Source organism: Streptomyces lothianensis (assembly GCF_047779955.1).
Classification (GTDB): domain Bacteria; phylum Actinomycetota; class Actinomycetes; order Streptomycetales; family Streptomycetaceae; genus Streptomyces.
The window spans coordinates 121,718-140,146 of the sequence record NZ_JBLMKT010000022.1; the positions used below are offsets into that span (position 1 = coordinate 121,718).

The window sequence follows — 18,429 nt, forward strand, 5'->3', positions numbered from 1 at the left end:
GGTTGCGGATCTCCTGGACTGGACTGGTGGGACCGAGGTTCCGCCCGCACACTAGAGCGCGAGCAGTTCCTTGGTCGTGATGGTGAGTAGCTCGGGTCCGCCGTCCGCCTCGGGGCGTACGACGAGCGTGTCATCGATCCGGACTCCGCCCCGTCCCGGGAGGTGGACCCCCGGTTCGACGGTGACCGGCACGCAAGCGTCCAGTTTACCCATGGCCGTGGGCGCCAATTTCGGGTCCTCACCGATTTCCAGCCCGACACCGTGTCCGGTGGCCGCCGGAAGCTGTTCCGCATACCCGGCGGAGTCCAGTACCTGACGGGCCGCATGGTCGACATCGCGGTAGGCGACGCCCGGTGCGAGCGCCTCCCGGCCCGCCCGCTGCGCGGCGAACACGAGGTCGTAGAGCTCGATCTGCCAGTCGGCCGGGGAGGTGCCGATGACGAAGGTCCGGCCGATCTCGCAGCGGTACCCGCGGTAGTTGGCGCCGAGGCAGACGCTGAGGAAGTCGCCCTCTTCGACCCTGCGGTCGGACGGCCGGTGGCCGCCCCGGCCGGAGTTCGCTCCGGTGGCGACGGAGGTCGCGAAGGCGGGCCCGTCGGCGCCGTGGTCGACGAGGCGGCGTTCGAGTTCGAGCGCCAGGTGCCGCTCGGTGCGGCCGACAAGAATCGACTCCAGAAGCTCGCCGAGCGCCTGGTCGGTGATCTCGGCGGCGATCCGCAGACAGGAGATCTCCTCCTCGTCCTTGACGAGCCGCAGCTGCTCGACGGCGCCGCCGAGGTCGGCCAGGCGCAGCCGCGGGGCGACGGAGGCGAGCGCCCGGTGCCGGGCGACGGTCAGGTGGTGCTCCTCGACCGCGAGCGATTCGGCGCCCGCGGCCGCGGCCAGGTCGGCGGCGGCCACGGCCGCGTCGCCGTCCGGTGCGCCGATGACCTGGAGCGTGAGCTGTTCGTCCGCCCGGCCATCGGCGGGTTCGCCGGTGGGCACCTGGCCGCACAGCAGGAGATCCTCGCGCGGGCCGAGCAGCAGCACGGCTCCCTCGGGCGAGGAGCCCGCGAGATAACGGACGTTGGCGGGGCGTGAGACGACGGCCGCCGCGCTGCCGCCGGCCGTCCACCGCTCCCTCAACCGCGCCCTGCGGGCCGCGTACACCTCGGACATGAACCGAGCGTACGAGCGTGGGCGCGGGGCTGCCCGGTCAGTGCGTCCGACCGGGCGCCGGGCCGCCGCGCGGGGTCGGCGGGCCGAGGCGCCCTGCCGTCTCAGCGAGCGGCGGGCCGGGGCCCGCGCACGGCCCTGCGGCTCACCACTTCGGCGGGCTGGCGATGGAGCGGGCGAGCACCTCGTCGAGGACGCGGGCCGTGCCGGGCACGTCGTAGTGCGAGTTGTCGATGATCGGCAGGCCGGAGCCGTACCAGCCGGCCATCCGGCCGTGGATACGGGCGACTTCCTCGTCGGTGAGCCGCCGGTTGCCGCTGCGCTGCCGGTTGCGCTCCAGGACGATCTCCAGGCCGGGAAGGAGCACGACGGGCAGCAGTCCCGGTCCCACATGCCGCTTCCAGCCGCCGAGCCCCACGACGGGGCGGTCCGGGAAGACCGCGTCGTCGAGGATGCAGGAGATGCCGTTGGCCAGGAAGTTGCGGGCCGAGAAGCCGCAGGTGCGGCGGGCGAGCCGGTACTGGGCCTCCGAGTTGTCGTTCCACCCGGACTGCGGGTCGGCGAAGCCGGAGCGCACCCATTCCCGTACGTCGTCGAGGCTGATGTGCGCCGTCGGCACCCTGCGGTGCTCGGCCCAGTACTTGGCCACGGAGGTCTTGCCCGCACCGGCCGGGCCGATGAGGAGAACGGCGAGGGTGGTGCCGCCGGTGTCTACGGGGGCCTGGCCCTGCGGAGGACTGGGCACGGCGACGGGCCCGCCGGGCGGCAGCTGGACATGGCCGGTGGTGTCCCGCGATATGGGTGGGGGCTGCGGCTGCTGGGCCGGGGCGGGCTGCGGCGGGGCGGGCTGCGGCGGCGCCTGCTGCGGTGCCGGACCGTTGTGGAAGCTCGCCGTGGGCGGCGCGGCCGGAGGGGGCGCCACCACGGGCGGCGGCGGACCGGCCGGCGGGACCACGGCGCCCGGCGCGGGCGCGACGGGGTGCGGTCCTGCGGGGCCCTGCCCCGGCCGATGGGGCGGCAGCGGGTTGCCCACTGCGTGTTGCATCCGGTGCCACTCCGTCTCGTCACTGCGACTGGCGCCGGTCCGGCGCCCGTCGGGCGGAACTCGGCGTCGGGTCCCGAGCCGTCACCGGGGAGCTCCCCCGGCGCCGGCTCTCACGGAACGGTACCGCCCCCGGCCGCCGTTGTGTGAACGGCCGGGGGCGGAGGAAAGTGCCCGAATGGCTGGATTACGAGGAAACCTCGCCGTATGCGGCGAGCAGAACCGCCGGGTCGGGGCCTTCGAGGACCGCGGGCTTGCCGATCCCGTCCAGGATGATGAAACGCAGCAGGTTGCCGCGGGACTTCTTGTCCACCTTCATCGTCTCCAGGAGCTTGGGCCACTGGTCGTGCCGGTACGAAAGCGGCAGTCCCACCGACTCCAGGACGCTGCGGTGCCGGTCGGCCGTGGCATCGTCGAGCCGGCCCGCGAGCCGGCCGAGTTCGGCCGCGAAGGCCATGCCGACGGAGACGGCCGCGCCGTGCCGCCACTTGTAGCGCTCGTTCTTCTCGATCGCGTGGGCCAGGGTGTGGCCGTAGTTGAGGATCTCCCGCAGGCCGGACTCCTTGAGGTCGCTGGAGACGACCTCGGCCTTGACCCGGATCGACCGCTCGATCAGCTCGGCGGTGTGCGGCCCCCCGGGCGTACGGGCGGCCGCCGGGTCCTGCTCGATCAGGTCGAGGATCACCGGGTCGGCGATGAAGCCGGCCTTGATGATCTCGGCGAGCCCGGACACGTAGTCGTTGACCGGCAGCGAGTCCAGGGCCGCGAGGTCGCAGAGCACCCCGGCCGGCGGGTGGAAGGAGCCGACGAGGTTCTTGCCCTCGGCTGTGTTGATCCCGGTCTTGCCGCCGACCGCCGCGTCCACCATGCCGAGCACGGTCGTCGGCAGGGCGATCCAGCGCACCCCGCGCAGCCAGGTCGCGGCCACGAATCCGGCGAGGTCGGTGGTGGCACCGCCGCCGACGCCCACAATCACATCGCTGCGAGTGAAGCCGGTCTGGCCGAGCGCCTTCCAGCAGTACGCGGCGACCTCGGCGGTCTTGGCCTCCTCGGCGTTGGGCACCTGGATGGCCACGGCCTCGTAGCCCTGCTCGGCGAGGTCGGCACGGATGGCGTCACCGGTCTCGGCGAGCGCCTCCGGGTGGATGAGCGCGACGCGCTGCGCCTGCTCGCCGATCAGACCGCCCAGTTCACCGAGCAGCGAACGGCCGACAAGGACCTCGTACGGGTCGCTTCCCGCGGTGCCGCCGACCTGGATCCGGGTCACCTGCTGCTCGGTCATGCCTGCTTCAACTCCAGAGCTTCGAGGACCGCCTCGGCGACCTCTTCGGGGGCCCGGCCGTCGGTGGCGACCACGACACGGGCGACTTCCTGGTACAAGGGGCGGCGCGCTTCCATGAGCTCGCGCCACTGTTTGCGCGGATTGACCGCGAGCAGCGGCCGGGCCACGTTGAGGCCGGTGCGCCTGACGGCTTCCTCGACGTCCATCGAGAGGTAGACGACGGCGTGCTCGGCGAGCAGCTCCCGCGTGCCCGCGTCGAGGACGGCGCCGCCGCCGAGGGCGAGCACGCCGTCGTGGCCGAGGAGCGCCTCGCGGACGGCCGCGCGTTCCAGGCCGCGGAAGTGCTCCTCGCCCTCCTCGATGAAGATGTCCGAGATCTCCCGGCCCTCGCCGGCCACGATGTCGGCGTCGGTGTCGCGGAAGGTGCAGCCGAGCCGCTCGGCGAGCAGTTCGCCGACGGTCGTCTTGCCCACACCCATCGGGCCGACGAGGACGATCCGCGGGCTCATCGGATGTGCAGGTGGTCGAGGTACGTCTGTACGTTGCGCCGGGTCTCGGGGACGCTGTCGCCGCCGAACTTCTCGGCCACGGCGTCCGCGAGGACCAGGGCGACCATGGCCTCGGCGACGATTCCGGCGGCCGGAACAGCACACACGTCGGAGCGCTGATGGTGTGCCTTCGCCGCCTCACCCGTGGCCACGTCGATGGTGGCGAGCGCGCGCGGCACGGTGGCGATGGGCTTCATCGCAGCCCGTACGCGCAGCAGTTCACCGGTGGTCAGGCCACCCTCGGTACCGCCGGAGCGGCCGGTGGAACGCTGCACGCCGTCCTCGGTCCGCACGATCTCGTCGTGCGCCTGGGAACCGGGGACGCGGGCCAGGTCGAAGCCGTCGCCGACCTCGACACCCTTGATGGCCTGGATGCCCATCAGCGCGGCGGCCAGCCGGGCGTCCAGGCGGCGGTCCCAGTGGACGTGCGAGCCGAGGCCGACGGGAACACCGTAGGCGAGGACTTCGACCACACCGCCGAGGGTGTCACCGTCCTTGTGGGCCTGGTCGATCTCGGCGACCATCGCCTTCGACGCGTCCGCGTCCAGGCAGCGCACCGGATCGGCGTCGAGCTTCTCGACATCGGCCGGGGTCGGGTACACGCCGTACGGGGCCTTCGCGGCGGCCAGCTCGACCACATGCGAGACAATCTCGATCCCGGCGGTCTCCCTGAGGTACGAACGGGCGACCGCACCCAGCGCCACGCGGGCCGCGGTCTCGCGCGCGGAGGCGCGCTCCAGGATCGGCCGGGCCTCGTCGAAACCGTACTTCTGCATGCCCGCGAGGTCCGCGTGACCGGGACGCGGGCGGGTCAACGGCGCGTTGCGCGCGAGCCCGTCCAGGATCTCCGGGTCGACCGGGTCGGCCGACATGACCTGCTCCCACTTGGGCCACTCGGTGTTGCCCACCATGATCGCGACCGGGGAGCCGAGCGAGAGACCGTGCCGGACACCGCCCAGGAAGGTGATCTCGTCCTGCTCGAACTTCATCCGCGCACCGCGGCCATAGCCGAGCCGCCGCCTGGCCAGGTGGTCCGCCACCATCTCGGTCGTGATCGGGACGCCCGCGGGCAGCCCCTCAAGGGTCGCCACGAGTGCGGGGCCGTGGGACTCGCCCGCGGTCAGCCAACGCAACCTGCTCAACGGTGCTCCTCATGCTCGCGCCTGCTACAGCGACGGCGCGACCCGGGTGCGCGGCCCTGGCCCGCCTCCCGTAGATCCTCCCACGCCCTGCGACCCGCGCCGCCCGCCGGTCCAGCAGACGGGACGGCGCAATGCAGCGCCGCCCTGGGACTAGCGCTCCGCCAGCGCCCGCTCCCCTGCCTTGCGCATCGCGCCGAGGGGCGCCGGGGCGCGGCCCGTCATCTGTTCGACCTGCAGGACCGCCTGGTGCACCAGCAGGTCGAGGCCGCTGACCACCGCTCCGCCGAACATCGACCAGCGGGCGGCCAGCTCGGTCGGCCACGGCTCGTAGAGGACGTCGAAGAGCGTGCCGGGGCGTTCGGGTGCCGATCTGGCCAGCTCGTCGGTGGTCCCTGCCGGGGTCGTGGCGATCACCAGCGGCGCCTCCAGCGCGGCGGCCGCCTCGCTCCAGTCGGCGGTGCGCACCGCGACGTCCAGCCGCTCACCCCACTGCCGCATCTCCCGGGCCCGCGTCTCGCTGCGTACGTACGCGACGACCTCGCCCGTGCAAATCCGGGCGAGCGCAGCCAGCGCGGACGATGCGGTGGCGCCGGCGCCCAGGACCGCCGCGGTCTCCACCTGCTCGACGCCGTGCTCGCGCAGCGCCGCGATCATCCCCGGGATGTCGGTGTTGTCGCCGAGGCGCCGGCCGTCCTCGGTGCACACCACCGTGTTGACGGCCTCCACCGAGGCGGCGGTCTCACTGACCTCGTCCAACAGCGGCAGTACGGCCCGCTTGAGCGGCATGGTCAGGGAGAGGCCGGCCCACTGCCCGTCGAGGCCTTCGAGGAAGGCGGGAAGTCCTGCCTCGTCGACCTCGAAGCGCTCGTAGGACCAGTCGCGCAGGCCCAGCCGCTCGTACGCCGCCCGGTGCAGCACCGGCGAGAGCGAGTGGGCGATGGGCGAGCCGAGAACCGCGGCCCGCCTTCGCACATCAGCCATCAGTCCTTCTTCTTTTGTTCCTCAAGGTACTTCTGCCGGTTGCGCTCGTGCTCCGCGTTCGTCACGGCGAACAGTGTCTCGTTCTCGTTGATGGAGACGAAGTAGTTCCACTTGCCGTCGACCGGGTTCATCGCGGCCTCCAGCGCCTCCTTCTTGAAGGTGCTGATCGGACCCGGCGGCAGGCCCTTCGCACCCGGCCAGTACGTGTTGTACGGGTCCTCGATCTCGCGCAGGTGGTCGACCGAACCGATGCCGAGCTTGGACTCGCCGCGTACGTAGTTGACCGTGGAGTCCATGTCCAGGAGGCCGTAGGTCTCCGGGTTGTCGAGCTTCTTGCGGTTGTAGATGACGCGGGAGATCTTCCCGAAGTCCTGCTCGCTGCCTTCCTTCTGGATGATGCTCGCCACGGTGAGGACGTCGAGCGGGCTGTCGAGGCCCAGCTCCTTCGCCTCCGCCTCGAGGTCGTACTTCTTCAGGAGCGCGGTCGAGCCCGCCACCATCTCCTTGAGCGCGTCCTCGGGCTTCATGTCGTCGGCGACCGGGTAGGTGCCCGGGAGCAGGAAGCCTTCGAGCGGGTCCCTGACGTTCTTGTCCGGTTTCTTCGCCCACTCGGGAAGGTCGAGTTCCTTCCAGTGCTCCTTGGCGTACTTCGCCGTGGTGCCTTCCTTCTGCCCGGTGCGCTTGTCGATCTCCTTGTAGATCTTCGTATTGCGGTCACCGGGGATGACCATGAAGTTGTTGCGGCTCTTCGGGTCGAGCATCAGCTCAACGGCGGCCGCGGCGGACATCTCCTTCTGCAGGATGTACGAACCCGCCTGGATGCCGAGCCCCTTCGGGTTCTCCGCCTGAGCGGCGGAGAAGGCATCGACGCTGGCCACGACGCCGGCGTCCTTCAGGATCTGTCCGATCCGGTTGCCGCCCGCGCCCTTGGGGATGACCACCGACACGCTCTCGCCGTTGCCGCTGCCGGAGTAGTCCTCGGCCGCACCGAAGCGGTCCTGGACGAACTGATAGCCGAAGTAGCCGACACCCGCGATGCCGCCGGCGAACACCGTCGCCACGACCAGGCAGGCGATGCCGCTGCGGCCCTTCCTGCCGCCGCGCCCGCGCCGCTCGTCCTTCCCGCCGCGGCCACGACCGCCGCGCCCGCGACCGTCGTCGTCGGAGTCGTCTTCATCGTCATCGTCCCCACCGCCCGCGAAGAACGCGTGCTCGCCCTGGTCCGGCCCCGGGTCCCACTCGGGCGTCTTCTCGGGCACCGCACGGCGGCGGCCCGGCGGCTCGGGCGGCGGATACGCCTCGGGCGTGCGGTAGTGGTCGGGGAGCTCGGAGCCGTACTGCGCGGGCTCCGCGTAGGGGTCGGGGCCCGCGCCGTAGGAGGGCTGCTGTCCGCTCTCCCAGCCGCCCTCGTAGCCCTGCTGCGGATAGCCGCTCTGCGCGCTGCGGCCGTACGTGGCCTGCTGACCGGTGTCGTACGTGGCCTGCTGTCCGGTGTCGTACGGAGCAGACGTGCCGTACGAGGACTGGGCGCCGCCGCCGTACGTCGCCTGCTGACCGGTGTCGTAGGCGTAGCCCTGCCGGCCGGTGTCGTAGTGCTGTCCGCCGTTGTAGTGCTGTCCGGTGTCGTACTGCTGTGGCTGCTGCGGGTACTGCTGCTGCGGGTACTGCTGCTGCGGCTGGCCGCCGTAGGGACTGTGGCCGTCGGCGGCCTGCTGTCCCGACCATCCCTGGTCCCCGTACAACGGGTCCTCGGGATGCCACGGTTCGGGGCCCCGGCCCCGGCCATACTCAGTCATCGATCCCCTACGAGCCGCGAGACGGCTGCCGGACGCTGCGCGACCGGATCCCTTCCGCCTCTCCTGCTGCACGCCTCTTTTTCGAACACCGGCGCATCGCGCGGAACGTTACCGTATCGCGATCAGATGACCACTTCGACGCCCTCGCCCGGAGCTTTGCCTGACGCCCGTTCGGACTCCAGGGCGTTCTGCAGGATCACCACGGCGGCCGCCTGGTCGATGACAGAACGGCCCTTTTTGGACTTCACACCCGAGGCGCGCAGGCCCTGACTGGCCGTCACTGTGGTCATCCTCTCGTCGAGGAGACGGACCGGCACCGGGGCGATGCCCTTGGCGAGCTCCTGGGCGAAGCCGCGCACCTTGGCTGCGGCCGGGCCCTCGCCCCCGCTGAGGGAGCGAGGCAGGCCGACCACGACCTCGATGGGTTCGTACTCCTCGACGAGCTGCCGCAGTCTGCGGTGCGCGGCCGGGACATCCCGGCCCGGCACGGTTTCGACGGGGGTGGCGAGGATCCCGTCGGGGTCGCACGAGGCGACCCCGATCCGGGCGTCCCCGACGTCGATGGCGAGCCGGCGCCCGCGACGCAGTTCGCCGCTCACTTCGCGGTCTCACCCACGAGGCGTTCGACGGCGGCCATGGCCTCGCCGACGGCGGCCGGGTTCTGGCCGCCGCCCTGGGCGACGTCCGGCTTGCCGCCGCCTCCGCCGCCGAGGGTCTTGGCGGCGGTGCGGACCAGGTCGCCGGCCTTGAGGCCGCGCTCGCGGGCGGCCTCGTTGGTGGCGATGACGGTCAGCGGCTTGCCGTTCGCCGTGGTGAACAGGGCGACGACGGCCGGGCGGTCGCCCGGGATGCGGCCGCGGACGTCGAGGACCAGCTTGCGCAGGTCGTCGGCGCCGGTGCCGTCGGGCACCTGGCCGGTGACGAGGGCGATGCCGCGGACGTCCTGGGCGCCCTGGGCGAGACCGGCGGCGGCCTGGAGGACCTTCTCCGCGCGGAACTTCTCGATCTCCTTCTCGGCGTCCTTGAGCTTGCCGAGCATGGCGGAGATCTTCTCCGGGAGCTCCTCGGAGCGGCCCTTGATCAGCTCCTGGATCTGGGCGACGACCGTGTGCTCCTTGGCGAGGAAGCCGTAGGCGTCGACGCCGACGAGGGCTTCGATACGGCGCACGCCGGAGCCGATGGAGGACTCGCCGAGCAGCTTCACCAGGCCGAGCTGGGCGGTGTTGTGCACGTGCGTGCCGCCGCACAGCTCCTTGGAGAAGTCGCCGATGGTGACGACGCGGACGCGCTCGCCGTACTTCTCGCCGAACTCGGCGATGGCGCCCTGCTTCTTCGCCTCGTCGATCGACATGACCTCGGCCTGCACGTCGAGTTCGCGGGCGAGAACCTCGTTGATCTTCTGCTCGACGTCGGTCATCACGGCCGTGGGCACGGCGGACGGCGAGCCGAAGTCGAAGCGGAAGCGGCCGGGCTGGTTCTCGGAACCGGCCTGGGCGGCCTGCGGGCCGAGGGCGTCGCGCAGGGCCTGGTGGGTGAGGTGGGTGGCGCTGTGCGCGCGGGCGATGGCGCGGCGGCGGCTCACGTCGATGACGGCCTGGGCCGGGGCGCCCACCGTGATCTCGCCGACCTGGACGACGCCCTTGTGGACGTAGACACCGGGGACGGGCTTCTGGCAGTCGCGGACCTCGATGACGGCGCCGGAGTCCAGCTTGATCCGGCCCGTGTCGCCGATCTGGCCGCCGCCCTCGGCGTAGAAGGGGGTGCGGTCGAGCACGATCTCGACCTCGTCGCCCTCGACGGCGGCGGGCGAGGGCACACCGTTCACGAGGATGCCGACGATCTTCGACTCGCCCTCGGTGGAGCTGTAGCCGATGAAGTCGGTGGCACCGGCCTCGTCGGCGATCTCGCGGTAGCCGGACATGTCGGCGTGGCCGGTCTTCTTGGCCTGGGCGTCGGCCTTGGCGCGGTCCCGCTGCTCCTTCATCAGGCGGCGGAATCCGTCCTCGTCCACGGAAAGGCCCTGTTCGGCGGCCATTTCGAGGGTGAGGTCGATCGGGAAGCCCCAGGTGTCGTGGAGCAGGAAGGCCTTCTCCCCGGCGAGGACCGTGCCGCCGGCGGCCTTGGTCTCGGTGACCGCGGTGTCGAGGATGTTGGTGCCGCCCTTGAGGGCCTTGAGGAAGGCGGCCTCCTCGGCGAGCGCGACGGTCTCGATGCGCTTGCGGTCGGTGATCAGCTCGGGGTACTGCAGACCCATCGTGTCGATGACGACGTCGATGAGGTCCTTGACGACGGCGCCCTCGGCGCCCATGAGGCGCATGTTGCGGATGGCGCGGCGCATGATGCGGCGCAGGACGTAGCCGCGGCCCTCGTTGCCGGGGGTGACCCCGTCGCCGATCAGCATGACGGAGGTGCGCATGTGGTCGGCGACGACGCGCATGGATACGTCGGTGTCCTGCTTGTCGCCGTAGCGCACACCGGTCAGCTCGGTGGCCTTGTCCATGACGACGCGCAGGGTGTCGGTCTCGTACATGTTCTGTACGCCCTGCAGGATCATCGCGAGGCGTTCGAGACCGAGTCCGGTGTCGATGTTCTGCGAGGGCAGGTCGCCGAGGATCTCGAAGTCGTCCTTGCCGGTGCCCGGGCCGCGCTCGTACTGCATGAAGACCAGGTTCCAGATCTCCACGTAGCGCTCGTCGTTGACCGCCGGGCCGCCCTCTTCGCCGAACTCGGGGCCGCGGTCGTAGTTGATCTCGGAGCAGGGGCCGCAGGGGCCGGGGACGCCCATGGACCAGAAGTTGTCCGCCTTGCCCAGGCGCTGGATGCGCTCCTTCGGCACGCCGACGACCTCGTGCCAGATGCGCTCGGCCTCGTCGTCGTCGAGGTAGACGGTGATCCAGAGCTTCTCGGGGTCGAGGCCGTAACCGCCCTTGTCCTGGTCGCTGGTGAGCAGCTCCCAGGCGTACTTGATGGCGCCTTCCTTGAAGTAGTCGCCGAAGGAGAAGTTGCCGCACATCTGGAAGAACGTGCCGTGCCGGGTGGTCTTGCCGACCTCTTCGATGTCGGGGGTGCGCACGCACTTCTGCACGCTGGTGGCGCGCGGGGCGGGCGGCTTGGTCTCGCCCAGGAAGTAGGGCTTGAACGGCACCATGCCGGCGTTGACGAGGAGCAGGGTCGGGTCGTCTGCGATCAGCGACGCCGACGGCACGACCTTGTGCCCACGCTCCTCGAAGAAGCTCAGCCAGCGGCGGCGGATTTCAGCCGACTCCATCAGTGGTCCTCATTCCGGTTGTACGTGTACGAGCCGTTCTCGTACGTCGGGTGCGAAGTGATCCCGTGTTTACGGGCGCCCGGTGCGCGGTTGTCGATCGCCACCACGCGGCGCGGGGCGGGCAGTTCGGCGTCCGGGTCGTTCTCGAGGCCGAGCGCCTCGCCGAGTTCGGCCTCGCGCTGGGCCATGCCGGCCCGTACGTCGAAGGCGAAGTCCTTGAGGCGGTGGCCCGCGTCGATCGCCTTGTTCGCGGCCTGGGCCGCGAGGCTCTCGGGGGTCAGCTGCTTCAGTTTGCGGTTGACCTTGGTGGTGGCCCACACGCCGGCGGCTGCGCCCGCGGTGAACCAGAAGGTACGGCGGAACATGGCTGGTCAGTCCCTCGCGTTCCTGTTGTTCCGCTTGCTCCGGCGCGCGGCTGGCACGGCCCGGCCCACGATCACCGTACGCCGGGGTGTCCTGCGCGGCACGTCCGTCTCGGCCCTGCGTCCGGAGACGGCCCTGCGCACCCCGTAACCGAAGGCCGCGACCTTGACGAGCGGGCCGCCGAAGGTCGAGGCGACGGTGGTGGACAGCGCGGAGGCGTTGGAGGTGACCTCCTGGACGTCCGTGGCGATGGCGTCGACCCGGTCGAGCTGGGTCTGCGCGGAGCGCACGGTCGCGGAGGCGTCGCTGAGCAGCGGCACGGCCTGTTCGGTCACGTCCGCCACGAGCTTGGTGGTCGCTTTGAGCGTCTGTGCGAGCCTCGCGAGTGCGAGCGCGAGAAACGAGACCAGGATCGCCCAGAAGACGGCCACGAGGATCCCGGCCACCTCTCCACCGGTCACGCTGCACCGCTCTCTGCTGTCGGGGATTAGTCGTCGTCAGACCCTATCGCGCCGAGCCCGGCGCTCCGTACCGGATTGCCTGCCGGCTTGCAGGGCGTCGCGCGATCCGATTGTACGGAGTGCGCACGACTGAGTACGCTGCGTTCCCCATGCGACGGTCTCAGCGCCCTTCACCGGGCCCGCCTCCCGGCAATCTCCCCGTGGAACTCGACTCCTTCGTCGGCCGGGCGGCCGAACTGGCCGAGCTGGCCGCGCTCCTGGAATCCTCGCGGCTCGTGACGGTGACCGGCCCCGGCGGGGTGGGCAAGTCCCGGCTCTCGCTGCGCGCGGCGGGGACGCATCCGGCTCCTGCGGACGGTGTGTGGCTGGTGGAGCTGGCGCTCGTACGGGAGGCGGGCCTGGTCGAGCACGCTCTCATCGAGGCGTTCGGCCTCACCGACCACACGCGGCGCCCGCCCAGGGCCGTGCTCCTCGATCAGCTCGCGGAGCGTGAACTACTGCTCGTCATCGACGGTTTCGAGCATCTCGCCCAGGCGTGCGCCGAGCTGGTGCACGCGCTGCTGCGCCGCTGCCCCGGGCTGCGGGTGCTCGCCTGCGGCCGACGGCCGCTCGACGTACGGGGCGAGCGGGTCCTGAACCTCGGCCCGCTACCCGGACCGGAGGCCGTGGCGCTGCTCACCGAGCGCGCGGCAACGGCGCTCGCGGGCGGGAGGCGGGAGGAACCGTCCCGGACGCGGGACGCGCCCGTGGACACGCCGGGCGGGCACTTGGACGCGCAGGGCGGGCACAGGGACGCGCAGGGCGAGCCCGTGGAGTCGCGGGACGCGCTGGTCGAGGTGTGCCGCCGGGTGGACGGCATCCCGCTGGCGGTTGAGCTCGCGGCGGCCCGGCTGCGGACCCTGTCACCAAAGGGGCTGCTCCACCGACTCGACGACCGCTTCGCCCTGCTGACCGGCCACACCAGCGGAGTGCTCCCCCGCCACCGGACGCTGCGGACGACGATCGGCTGGAGCCATGAGCTGTGCGGGCCCGCCGAGCGCCTGCTGTGGGCGAGGCTGTCCGTGTTCACCGGCTCCTTCGACCTCGACGCGGCGGAATACGTGTGCGGGGGCGAGGGCCTGCCCGCCGAGGACGTGCTCGACGTGCTGGGCGAACTGCTCGCCCAGTCGGTGCTGAGCCGCGAGGACTCCCCGACCGGGGTGCGCTACCGGATGCTCGACACGGTACGGGCGTACGGAGCGGAGTGGCTGGACTCGGCCGGGGACGCCGCGCGGCTGCGGCGCAGGCACCGCGACTGGTATCTGGGGCTCGCGACCTGGTGCGAGCTCGACTGGTTCTCGCCGCGGCAGGCCGCGGTGGCCGCCCGTATCGACAGCGAGCTGCCGCAGCTGCGGGCCGCGCTGGAGTTCTGCCTGGCAGACCCCGAGGAGACGCATCTCGGCCAGTACCTGGCGGGCACGCTGTGGTTCTACTGGGTCGGCTGCGGCCGCCTCGCGGAGGGCCGCCACTGGCTGGAACGCGGTGTCGGCCTCGACTGCGCGCAGGACAGCCCCCGGTCCCGGCTCAAGGCGCTGTGGGTGCTCGGCTATGTGGCGATCCTGCAGGGCGACACGGTCGACGCGCTGGCCGCGCTGCAGGAGTGCCGCGAGGAGGCCGAGCGCACGGACGACCCGCTGGCGGCCGCGTATGCCGTGCACCGCCTGGGCTGTCTTGCGCTGGTCTCGGACGACATGGAGCGCGCGGAGCGACTGATCCGGGAGGCGATCGGGCGTTACCGGGAGCTCGGCGAGCTGAACAGCAACGTGCTGATGGGGCAGGTGGAGCTCGCCATGGCCCTGGTCTTCCAGGGGGACCTGCCCTCGGCGCTGGCGCTGTGCGAGGAGGTCGACGAGATCTGCCGTGAGCACGGCGAGCGCTGGACCCGTGCGTACGCGCTGTACGTACTGGCGTATGCGGCCTGGACCCGCGGCGAGTTCGCCCGGGCCCGTGCGCTGCTGCACGAGTGCATCACCATCGACCACACCTTCCGCGATCTGGTCGGGCTCGTCCTCGCGATCGAGCTGCTCGCGCTGGTCACGGCCGGCGAGGGCGATGCGGCTCAGGCCGCGGTACTGCAGGGCGCGGCGGAACCGGTGTGGGCCTCGGTCGGGCTGCCGTTGTTCGGCTCGGGCTACTTCGGCGCTCCGCGGGCGCTGTGCCGGCAGCGGATCGGCGAGGTGCTCGGTCCTGCGCGCTACGAGCGGTGCCTGGCGCAGGGCAGGGCCCTGACGCCGGACGAGACCGTACAGCGGGCACTCGCCTCCCGGGTGGACGCGGCACCGCGGGCCGCGCGGGTGAGCATGCCCCGGCCGGGCGGTCGGGATACGCGAAAGCCCGCCGGCTCCCCCGCGAAGGGCGGAGAAGCGGCGGGCTGACCGCGAAAGGGTGCTGCGCCTGCCGGTGAATCAGCGGGCGTAGTACTCGACGACGAGCTGCTCGTCGCAGACGACCGGGATCTCCTTGCGGTTCGGGTCACGGTCCAGGCGGAAGGCCAGGGCCTTCAGGTTGACCTGGAGGTAACGCGGGGTCTCGCCGTCAGGGGCGAAGCCACCCTCACGCGCGACCTGGAACAGCGGCTTCTCGCGCGAGCGCTCGCGGACGGTCACGACGTCGTCGGGACGGACGCGGAAGGACGGCTTGTCGACCTTGCCGCCATTGACCTCGATGTGGCCGTGGACGACCATCTGGCGGGCCTGGTAGATGGTGCGGGCGATGCCCGAACGCAGGACCAGGGCGTCGAGGCGGCGCTCGAGCTCGATGACCAGGGCCTCACCGGTCTTGAGCTGCGTCTTGGCGGCACGCTCGTAGGCGCGGACGAGCTGGCGCTCGGACACGTCGTACTGCGCGCGCAGACGCTGCTTCTCGAGCAGACGGACCTTGTAGTCCGAGGTCTGCTTGCGGCCGCGGCCGTGCTCGCCCGGCGGGTAGGGACGGGCCTCGAAGTACTTGACGGCCTTCGGCGTCAGCGCGATGCCGAGCGCACGGGACTTCTTGACCTTGGGACGCGACTGGTTAGGCACGTTCTCCAGACCTCCGTAATAGGTTAGGTTAGGCTCACCTTACTTAAGGAGACCGCATGTCTCGCCCAGGGAAAACCACACCCATCACGGACAGCACGAAGAACGTCGATGCAGCTCCTGAGAACCAGGGCGTCGAAGGCATCGACATGACGGCGGGCCGATCAGATCGTGGTCAGCCGCATCCCAGCAGGCTTGAAGCCGCCCGACTGCCGTCAGCAGCCGAACGCACACGAACTCTCGTACAGAGTACATGCTCGGCGGTGGTGCTCGTGCCCGGTGCCGTGCGGGCACCCCAGGACCTGCTGATGCCGCTGGCCCGCGAGGTCACCCGCGAAGGCGACGTCCACCTGCTGTTCCCTGCCGACGCACCGCCGGTACGGGCCGCCACACACGCACAGGACGACGAGCTCCGGACCGTCCTGGAGATCGCCGACGTGGCCCCGGTCGCCGTCCCCCACCGTATCCGGGCACGGGCCTGGGTGTCGGGCTGGCTGACGCGGGTGCCGGAGCGCGCCGAGCCGGGGCGGATGATGCTGCGCCTGGAGGTCGGGGAGATCTCGGTCGACGACCTGTGGGGCTCCGACCTGGTCGAGCCGGAGGACTTCGGTGCGGCGGCCGCCGATCCACTGGCCGGGCACGAGGCCGGACTGCTTCAGCACCTGCACTCCGCGCACGGCGAGCAGGTGCGGCTGCTCGGCTCGCTGCTCGGCGCGCGGGCGGGCCTCGCGCACACGGAGCGGGCGGTGCCGCTGGCGCTCGACCGGTTCGGGCTGCGGATCCGCTTCACCGGCGAGGGGCAGTGCTTCGACGCGCGCTTCGACTTCCCCCGGCCGGTGCGCGACCTCGCGGACCTGCGGCGGGCGATGCACCGGCTGTTCTCGGCTGCTGCCGAGTAGCGGGCAGGGCCGGGGTGCGGCGCGCATTCCCGCGCCGTATCGGTGGCTGTGGCTGTGGCGAAGCGGCGTTCGCGCGCTCGACCCGCGGCGGTGTGCGGCCGGCGGCCACGGTGAGGGCCGCGCAGGAGGCGAGCAGCAGCGCGCGGAGCCGTCCGCGTCGCCCTGCTCTATCGCCACAGCCTGCTGCCATGCCGCCGAGCGTAGGCGCGGGCCGGATCGCCGCGCGCCGGGACCGCGGCGGAGTCAGCGCGCCTCGGCCGCCCCGCCCGGCGCCTGCTCGTCCCGCACCGCCTGCTCGCTCCGCTCCCCCGTGAGCCGTTCGCGGACGCGGTCCACGACGTCGGCGTAGCGGGCCTCGGCCCCGTAGCGCGTCGGCCGGTAGTAGCGTCGGCCGCTGACCGCGTCCGGGGCGTACTGCTGGGCCGCGATGCCGCCCGGCACATCGTGCGGATACACATACCCCTGCGCATGCCCGAGCTTGGCCGCGCCCTTGTAGTGCCCGTCGCGCAGATGCGCGGGCACGGGTCCGGCCAGGCCCGCCCGTACGTCCTCCATCGCCGCGCCGATGGCGAGCGTGGCGGCATTGGACTTGGGGGCGAGGGCCAGAGCGATGGTGGCGTGGCTGAGGGTGAGGGCCGCCTCCGGGAAGCCGATCAGCGCGACGGCCTGGGCCGCGGCGACGGCGGTGGGCAGCGCGGTGGGGTCGGCGAGGCCGATGTCCTCGCTCGCGGAGATCATCAGGCGCCGGGCGATGAACCTCGGGTCCTCGCCCGCTTCGATCATCCGGGCGAGATAGTGCAGGGCCGCGTCCACATCCGAGCCGCGGATCGACTTGATGAGGGCGCTGGCCACGTCGTAGTGCTGGTCGCCGTCGCGGTCGTACTTGACCGCTGCGCGGTCGACCGACTCCTCCAGGGTCTGCAGGGTGATCTCCTGCTCCCTCTTGGCCAGCGCCGCGCCCGCACCGGCTTCGAGTGCGGTGAGCGCGCGACGGGCATCACCGCCGGCGATCCGCAGCAAGTGGTGGGCGGCGTCGTCGGCGAGGTCCACGCTGCCGCCGAGCCCGCGCTCCTCGCTCAGCGCCCGCTGCAGCAGCCCGCGCAGGTCCGCCTCGGTGAGGGGTTCGAGGGTGAGCAGCAGGGAGCGGGACAGGAGCGGGGAGATCACCGAGAAGTACGGGTTCTCGGTGGTGGCAGCGATGAGGGTGACCCAGCGGTTCTCCACGGCCGGGAGCAGCGAGTCCTGCTGGGCCTTGCTGAAGCGGTGGATCTCGTCGAGGAAGAGGACGGTCTCCTGGCCGTAGCCGCCGGTCGCGCGACGGGCACCCTCGATGACCGCGCGGACCTCCTTGACACCCGCGGTGATCGCGGAGAGCTCCACGAAGCGCTTGTTGGTGGCCTTGGAGACCACATAGGCGAGCGTGGTCTTGCCAGTCCCGGGCGGCCCCCAGAGGATCACCGAGGAAGGCCCCGCGGGCCCGCCGCCGCCCTCCCCCACCAGGCGCCGCAGCGGCGATCCCGGCTTGAGCAGATGCCCCTGGCCGACCACCTCGTCCAGGGTGCGCGGGCGCATCCGGACAGCCAGCGGACTGCTGGACGGCTCCTTCTCCTGGCGCTCTTCGGCGGCGGCGGTGAACAGATCTGGCTCCACGACGTCAACCCTAGGACACGCCTCTGACATCACCGCCTCGGCCGTCGCCCCGGCCCGCTGCGGCGGACAGGGATCCGGAGCGGGCAGGGATCCGGAGCGGACGGGGCTCCGGCGGACCGGGACCCGGCGGCTCAGCTGGTCCAGAAGTCCCACCAGCGGGTCAGGACCAGCATGCCGATGATGCCCACGTGCACGACCGGCAGGACCCAGGTGAACTCGTCGAAGAAGGAGCGCAGCCAGGAGGGCGCGGGCAGCAGCCCGGTACGGATGTTGTGCGAGGTCACGTACCAGAACATGATGATCGTTGCGACCCAGGCGAGCGAGCACCACAGGCACAGGTTCCCGATGGTGTACAGCGACTGGTACTGCAGCCAGGTGCAGAAGGCGACGCCGAACAGCGTCCCCGCGTTGAAGGTCAGCCAGTACCAGCGCGGGAAGCGGGCGCCGGCGAGCAGGCTCACGCCGACGCAGACGACGATGCCGTACGTGACGAGGCCGAGCATCGGGTTGGGGAAGCCGAAGGCGGAGGCCTGATCGCTCTCCATGATGTTGCCGCAGGACACCACGGGGTTGAGGCTGCACGCGGGCTTGAAGTCCGGGTCCTCGAGCAGCTTGAACTTGTCGAGGGTGATGACCCAGGCGGCGAGCAGCCCGGCGAGGCCGGTGATCACCAGGAGGATGCCGAGCGCACGGCTGCCGCCGACGCTGCTGCGCGGCTGTCCGTCCGCAGGATCGCCGTGGCCGTCGTGGACGCCTGTGCTCGCCATGGTCGTCTTGCTCATCAGC

At 71.5% G+C, this 18,429-nt stretch carries 16 protein-coding genes; 2 read left to right on the forward strand and 14 right to left on the reverse strand.

The window, feature by feature from the left end:
• Nucleotides 1-51: 51 nt before the first annotated feature.
• The 11 genes from ACLF6P_RS05680 to ACLF6P_RS05730 form a co-directional block, all read right to left on the reverse strand.
• Nucleotides 52-1,158 carry an aminopeptidase P family protein gene (locus tag ACLF6P_RS05680; RefSeq protein ID WP_415948558.1) on the reverse strand — a complete coding sequence of 369 codons (1,107 nt, stop codon included), beginning with the start codon at nucleotides 1,156-1,158 and terminating at the stop codon, nucleotides 52-54.
• 142 nt (nucleotides 1,159-1,300) lie between these two features.
• Nucleotides 1,301-2,200 (reverse strand): Pro-rich N-terminal domain-containing protein, encoded by a 900-nt coding sequence (locus tag ACLF6P_RS05685; RefSeq protein WP_415948559.1) that lies wholly within the window; start codon nucleotides 2,198-2,200, stop codon nucleotides 1,301-1,303.
• 184 nt (nucleotides 2,201-2,384) lie between these two features.
• The gene (aroB, locus tag ACLF6P_RS05690) at nucleotides 2,385-3,479 is read right to left on the reverse strand and encodes a 3-dehydroquinate synthase (RefSeq protein WP_415948560.1); all 1,095 of its coding nucleotides are present in this window, start codon (nucleotides 3,477-3,479) and stop codon (nucleotides 2,385-2,387) included.
• Complete coding sequence (locus ACLF6P_RS05695) at nucleotides 3,476-3,988, reverse strand: shikimate kinase (protein WP_415948562.1); 513 nt, start codon at nucleotides 3,986-3,988, stop codon at nucleotides 3,476-3,478. The genes aroB and ACLF6P_RS05695 overlap by 4 nt, the downstream gene beginning before the upstream one ends.
• Nucleotides 3,985-5,169, reverse strand: a complete 1,185-nt coding sequence (aroC, locus tag ACLF6P_RS05700; RefSeq protein WP_415948563.1) for a chorismate synthase — start codon at nucleotides 5,167-5,169, stop codon at nucleotides 3,985-3,987. Before aroC ends, ACLF6P_RS05695 begins: the two co-directional genes overlap by 4 nt.
• 150 nt (nucleotides 5,170-5,319) lie before the next feature.
• Complete coding sequence (locus tag ACLF6P_RS05705; protein ID WP_415948565.1) at nucleotides 5,320-6,150, reverse strand: shikimate dehydrogenase; 831 nt, start codon at nucleotides 6,148-6,150, stop codon at nucleotides 5,320-5,322.
• On the reverse strand, nucleotides 6,150-7,946 hold the full coding sequence (mltG, locus tag ACLF6P_RS05710) for an endolytic transglycosylase MltG (RefSeq protein WP_415948567.1): 1,797 nt from the start codon (nucleotides 7,944-7,946) through the stop codon (nucleotides 6,150-6,152). The genes ACLF6P_RS05705 and mltG overlap by 1 nt, the downstream gene beginning before the upstream one ends.
• A gap of 122 nt (nucleotides 7,947-8,068) precedes the next feature.
• Nucleotides 8,069-8,533 carry a Holliday junction resolvase RuvX gene (ruvX, locus tag ACLF6P_RS05715; RefSeq protein ID WP_415948636.1) on the reverse strand — a complete coding sequence of 155 codons (465 nt, stop codon included), beginning with the start codon at nucleotides 8,531-8,533 and terminating at the stop codon, nucleotides 8,069-8,071.
• 8 nt (nucleotides 8,534-8,541) lie between these two features.
• Entirely contained in the window at nucleotides 8,542-11,214 is a 2,673-nt protein-coding gene (alaS, locus tag ACLF6P_RS05720) for an alanine--tRNA ligase (RefSeq protein WP_415948568.1), read from the reverse strand.
• Nucleotides 11,214-11,579 (reverse strand): DUF6167 family protein, encoded by a 366-nt coding sequence (locus tag ACLF6P_RS05725; protein WP_415948569.1) that lies wholly within the window; start codon nucleotides 11,577-11,579, stop codon nucleotides 11,214-11,216. Before ACLF6P_RS05725 ends, alaS begins: the two co-directional genes overlap by 1 nt.
• Before the next feature lie 6 nt (nucleotides 11,580-11,585).
• Nucleotides 11,586-12,038 carry a DUF948 domain-containing protein gene (locus ACLF6P_RS05730; RefSeq protein ID WP_415948570.1) on the reverse strand — a complete coding sequence of 151 codons (453 nt, stop codon included), beginning with the start codon at nucleotides 12,036-12,038 and terminating at the stop codon, nucleotides 11,586-11,588.
• A gap of 149 nt (nucleotides 12,039-12,187) precedes the next feature.
• Here ACLF6P_RS05730 and ACLF6P_RS05735 point away from each other — a divergent pair, with 149 nt between their 5' ends.
• Nucleotides 12,188-14,452 carry an ATP-binding protein gene (locus ACLF6P_RS05735; RefSeq protein ID WP_415948571.1) on the forward strand — a complete coding sequence of 755 codons (2,265 nt, stop codon included), beginning with the start codon at nucleotides 12,188-12,190 and terminating at the stop codon, nucleotides 14,450-14,452.
• A gap of 30 nt (nucleotides 14,453-14,482) precedes the next feature.
• Here ACLF6P_RS05735 and rpsD read toward each other — a convergent pair whose 3' ends face one another.
• Nucleotides 14,483-15,097, reverse strand: a complete 615-nt coding sequence (rpsD, locus tag ACLF6P_RS05740) for a 30S ribosomal protein S4 (RefSeq protein WP_415948572.1) — start codon at nucleotides 15,095-15,097, stop codon at nucleotides 14,483-14,485.
• 206 nt (nucleotides 15,098-15,303) lie between these two features.
• Between rpsD and ACLF6P_RS05745 the strand changes: the two genes are divergently transcribed.
• On the forward strand, nucleotides 15,304-15,993 hold the full coding sequence (locus ACLF6P_RS05745; protein WP_415948637.1) for a DUF2470 domain-containing protein: 690 nt from the start codon (nucleotides 15,304-15,306) through the stop codon (nucleotides 15,991-15,993).
• A gap of 243 nt (nucleotides 15,994-16,236) precedes the next feature.
• Here the strand turns inward: ACLF6P_RS05745 and ACLF6P_RS05750 are convergent, their stop codons facing one another.
• On the reverse strand, nucleotides 16,237-17,643 hold the full coding sequence (locus ACLF6P_RS05750; protein ID WP_415948573.1) for a replication-associated recombination protein A: 1,407 nt from the start codon (nucleotides 17,641-17,643) through the stop codon (nucleotides 16,237-16,239).
• A gap of 131 nt (nucleotides 17,644-17,774) precedes the next feature.
• Complete coding sequence (locus tag ACLF6P_RS05755; RefSeq protein ID WP_415948575.1) at nucleotides 17,775-18,425, reverse strand: vitamin K epoxide reductase family protein; 651 nt, start codon at nucleotides 18,423-18,425, stop codon at nucleotides 17,775-17,777.
• Between the last annotated feature and the right edge of the window lie 4 nt (nucleotides 18,426-18,429).

Excerpts from the sequence above, each read along its gene's own strand:
- ACLF6P_RS05680 (WP_415948558.1), bottom strand. The coding sequence starts at position 1,158 with ATGTCCGAGGTGTACGCGGCCCGCAGGGCGCGGTTGAGGGAGCGGTGG.
- ACLF6P_RS05685 (WP_415948559.1), bottom strand. The coding sequence starts at position 2,200 with ATGCAACACGCAGTGGGCAACCCGCTGCCGCCCCATCGGCCGGGGCAG.
- aroB (WP_415948560.1), bottom strand. The coding sequence starts at position 3,479 with ATGACCGAGCAGCAGGTGACCCGGATCCAGGTCGGCGGCACCGCGGGA.
- ACLF6P_RS05695 (WP_415948562.1), bottom strand. The coding sequence starts at position 3,988 with ATGAGCCCGCGGATCGTCCTCGTCGGCCCGATGGGTGTGGGCAAGACG.
- ACLF6P_RS05705 (WP_415948565.1), bottom strand. The coding sequence starts at position 6,150 with ATGGCTGATGTGCGAAGGCGGGCCGCGGTTCTCGGCTCGCCCATCGCC.
- mltG (WP_415948567.1), bottom strand. The coding sequence starts at position 7,946 with ATGACTGAGTATGGCCGGGGCCGGGGCCCCGAACCGTGGCATCCCGAG.
- alaS (WP_415948568.1), bottom strand. The coding sequence starts at position 11,214 with ATGGAGTCGGCTGAAATCCGCCGCCGCTGGCTGAGCTTCTTCGAGGAG.
- ACLF6P_RS05725 (WP_415948569.1), bottom strand. The coding sequence starts at position 11,579 with ATGTTCCGCCGTACCTTCTGGTTCACCGCGGGCGCAGCCGCCGGCGTG.
- ACLF6P_RS05735 (WP_415948571.1), top strand. The coding sequence starts at position 12,188 with ATGCGACGGTCTCAGCGCCCTTCACCGGGCCCGCCTCCCGGCAATCTC.
- ACLF6P_RS05755 (WP_415948575.1), bottom strand. The coding sequence starts at position 18,425 with ATGAGCAAGACGACCATGGCGAGCACAGGCGTCCACGACGGCCACGGC.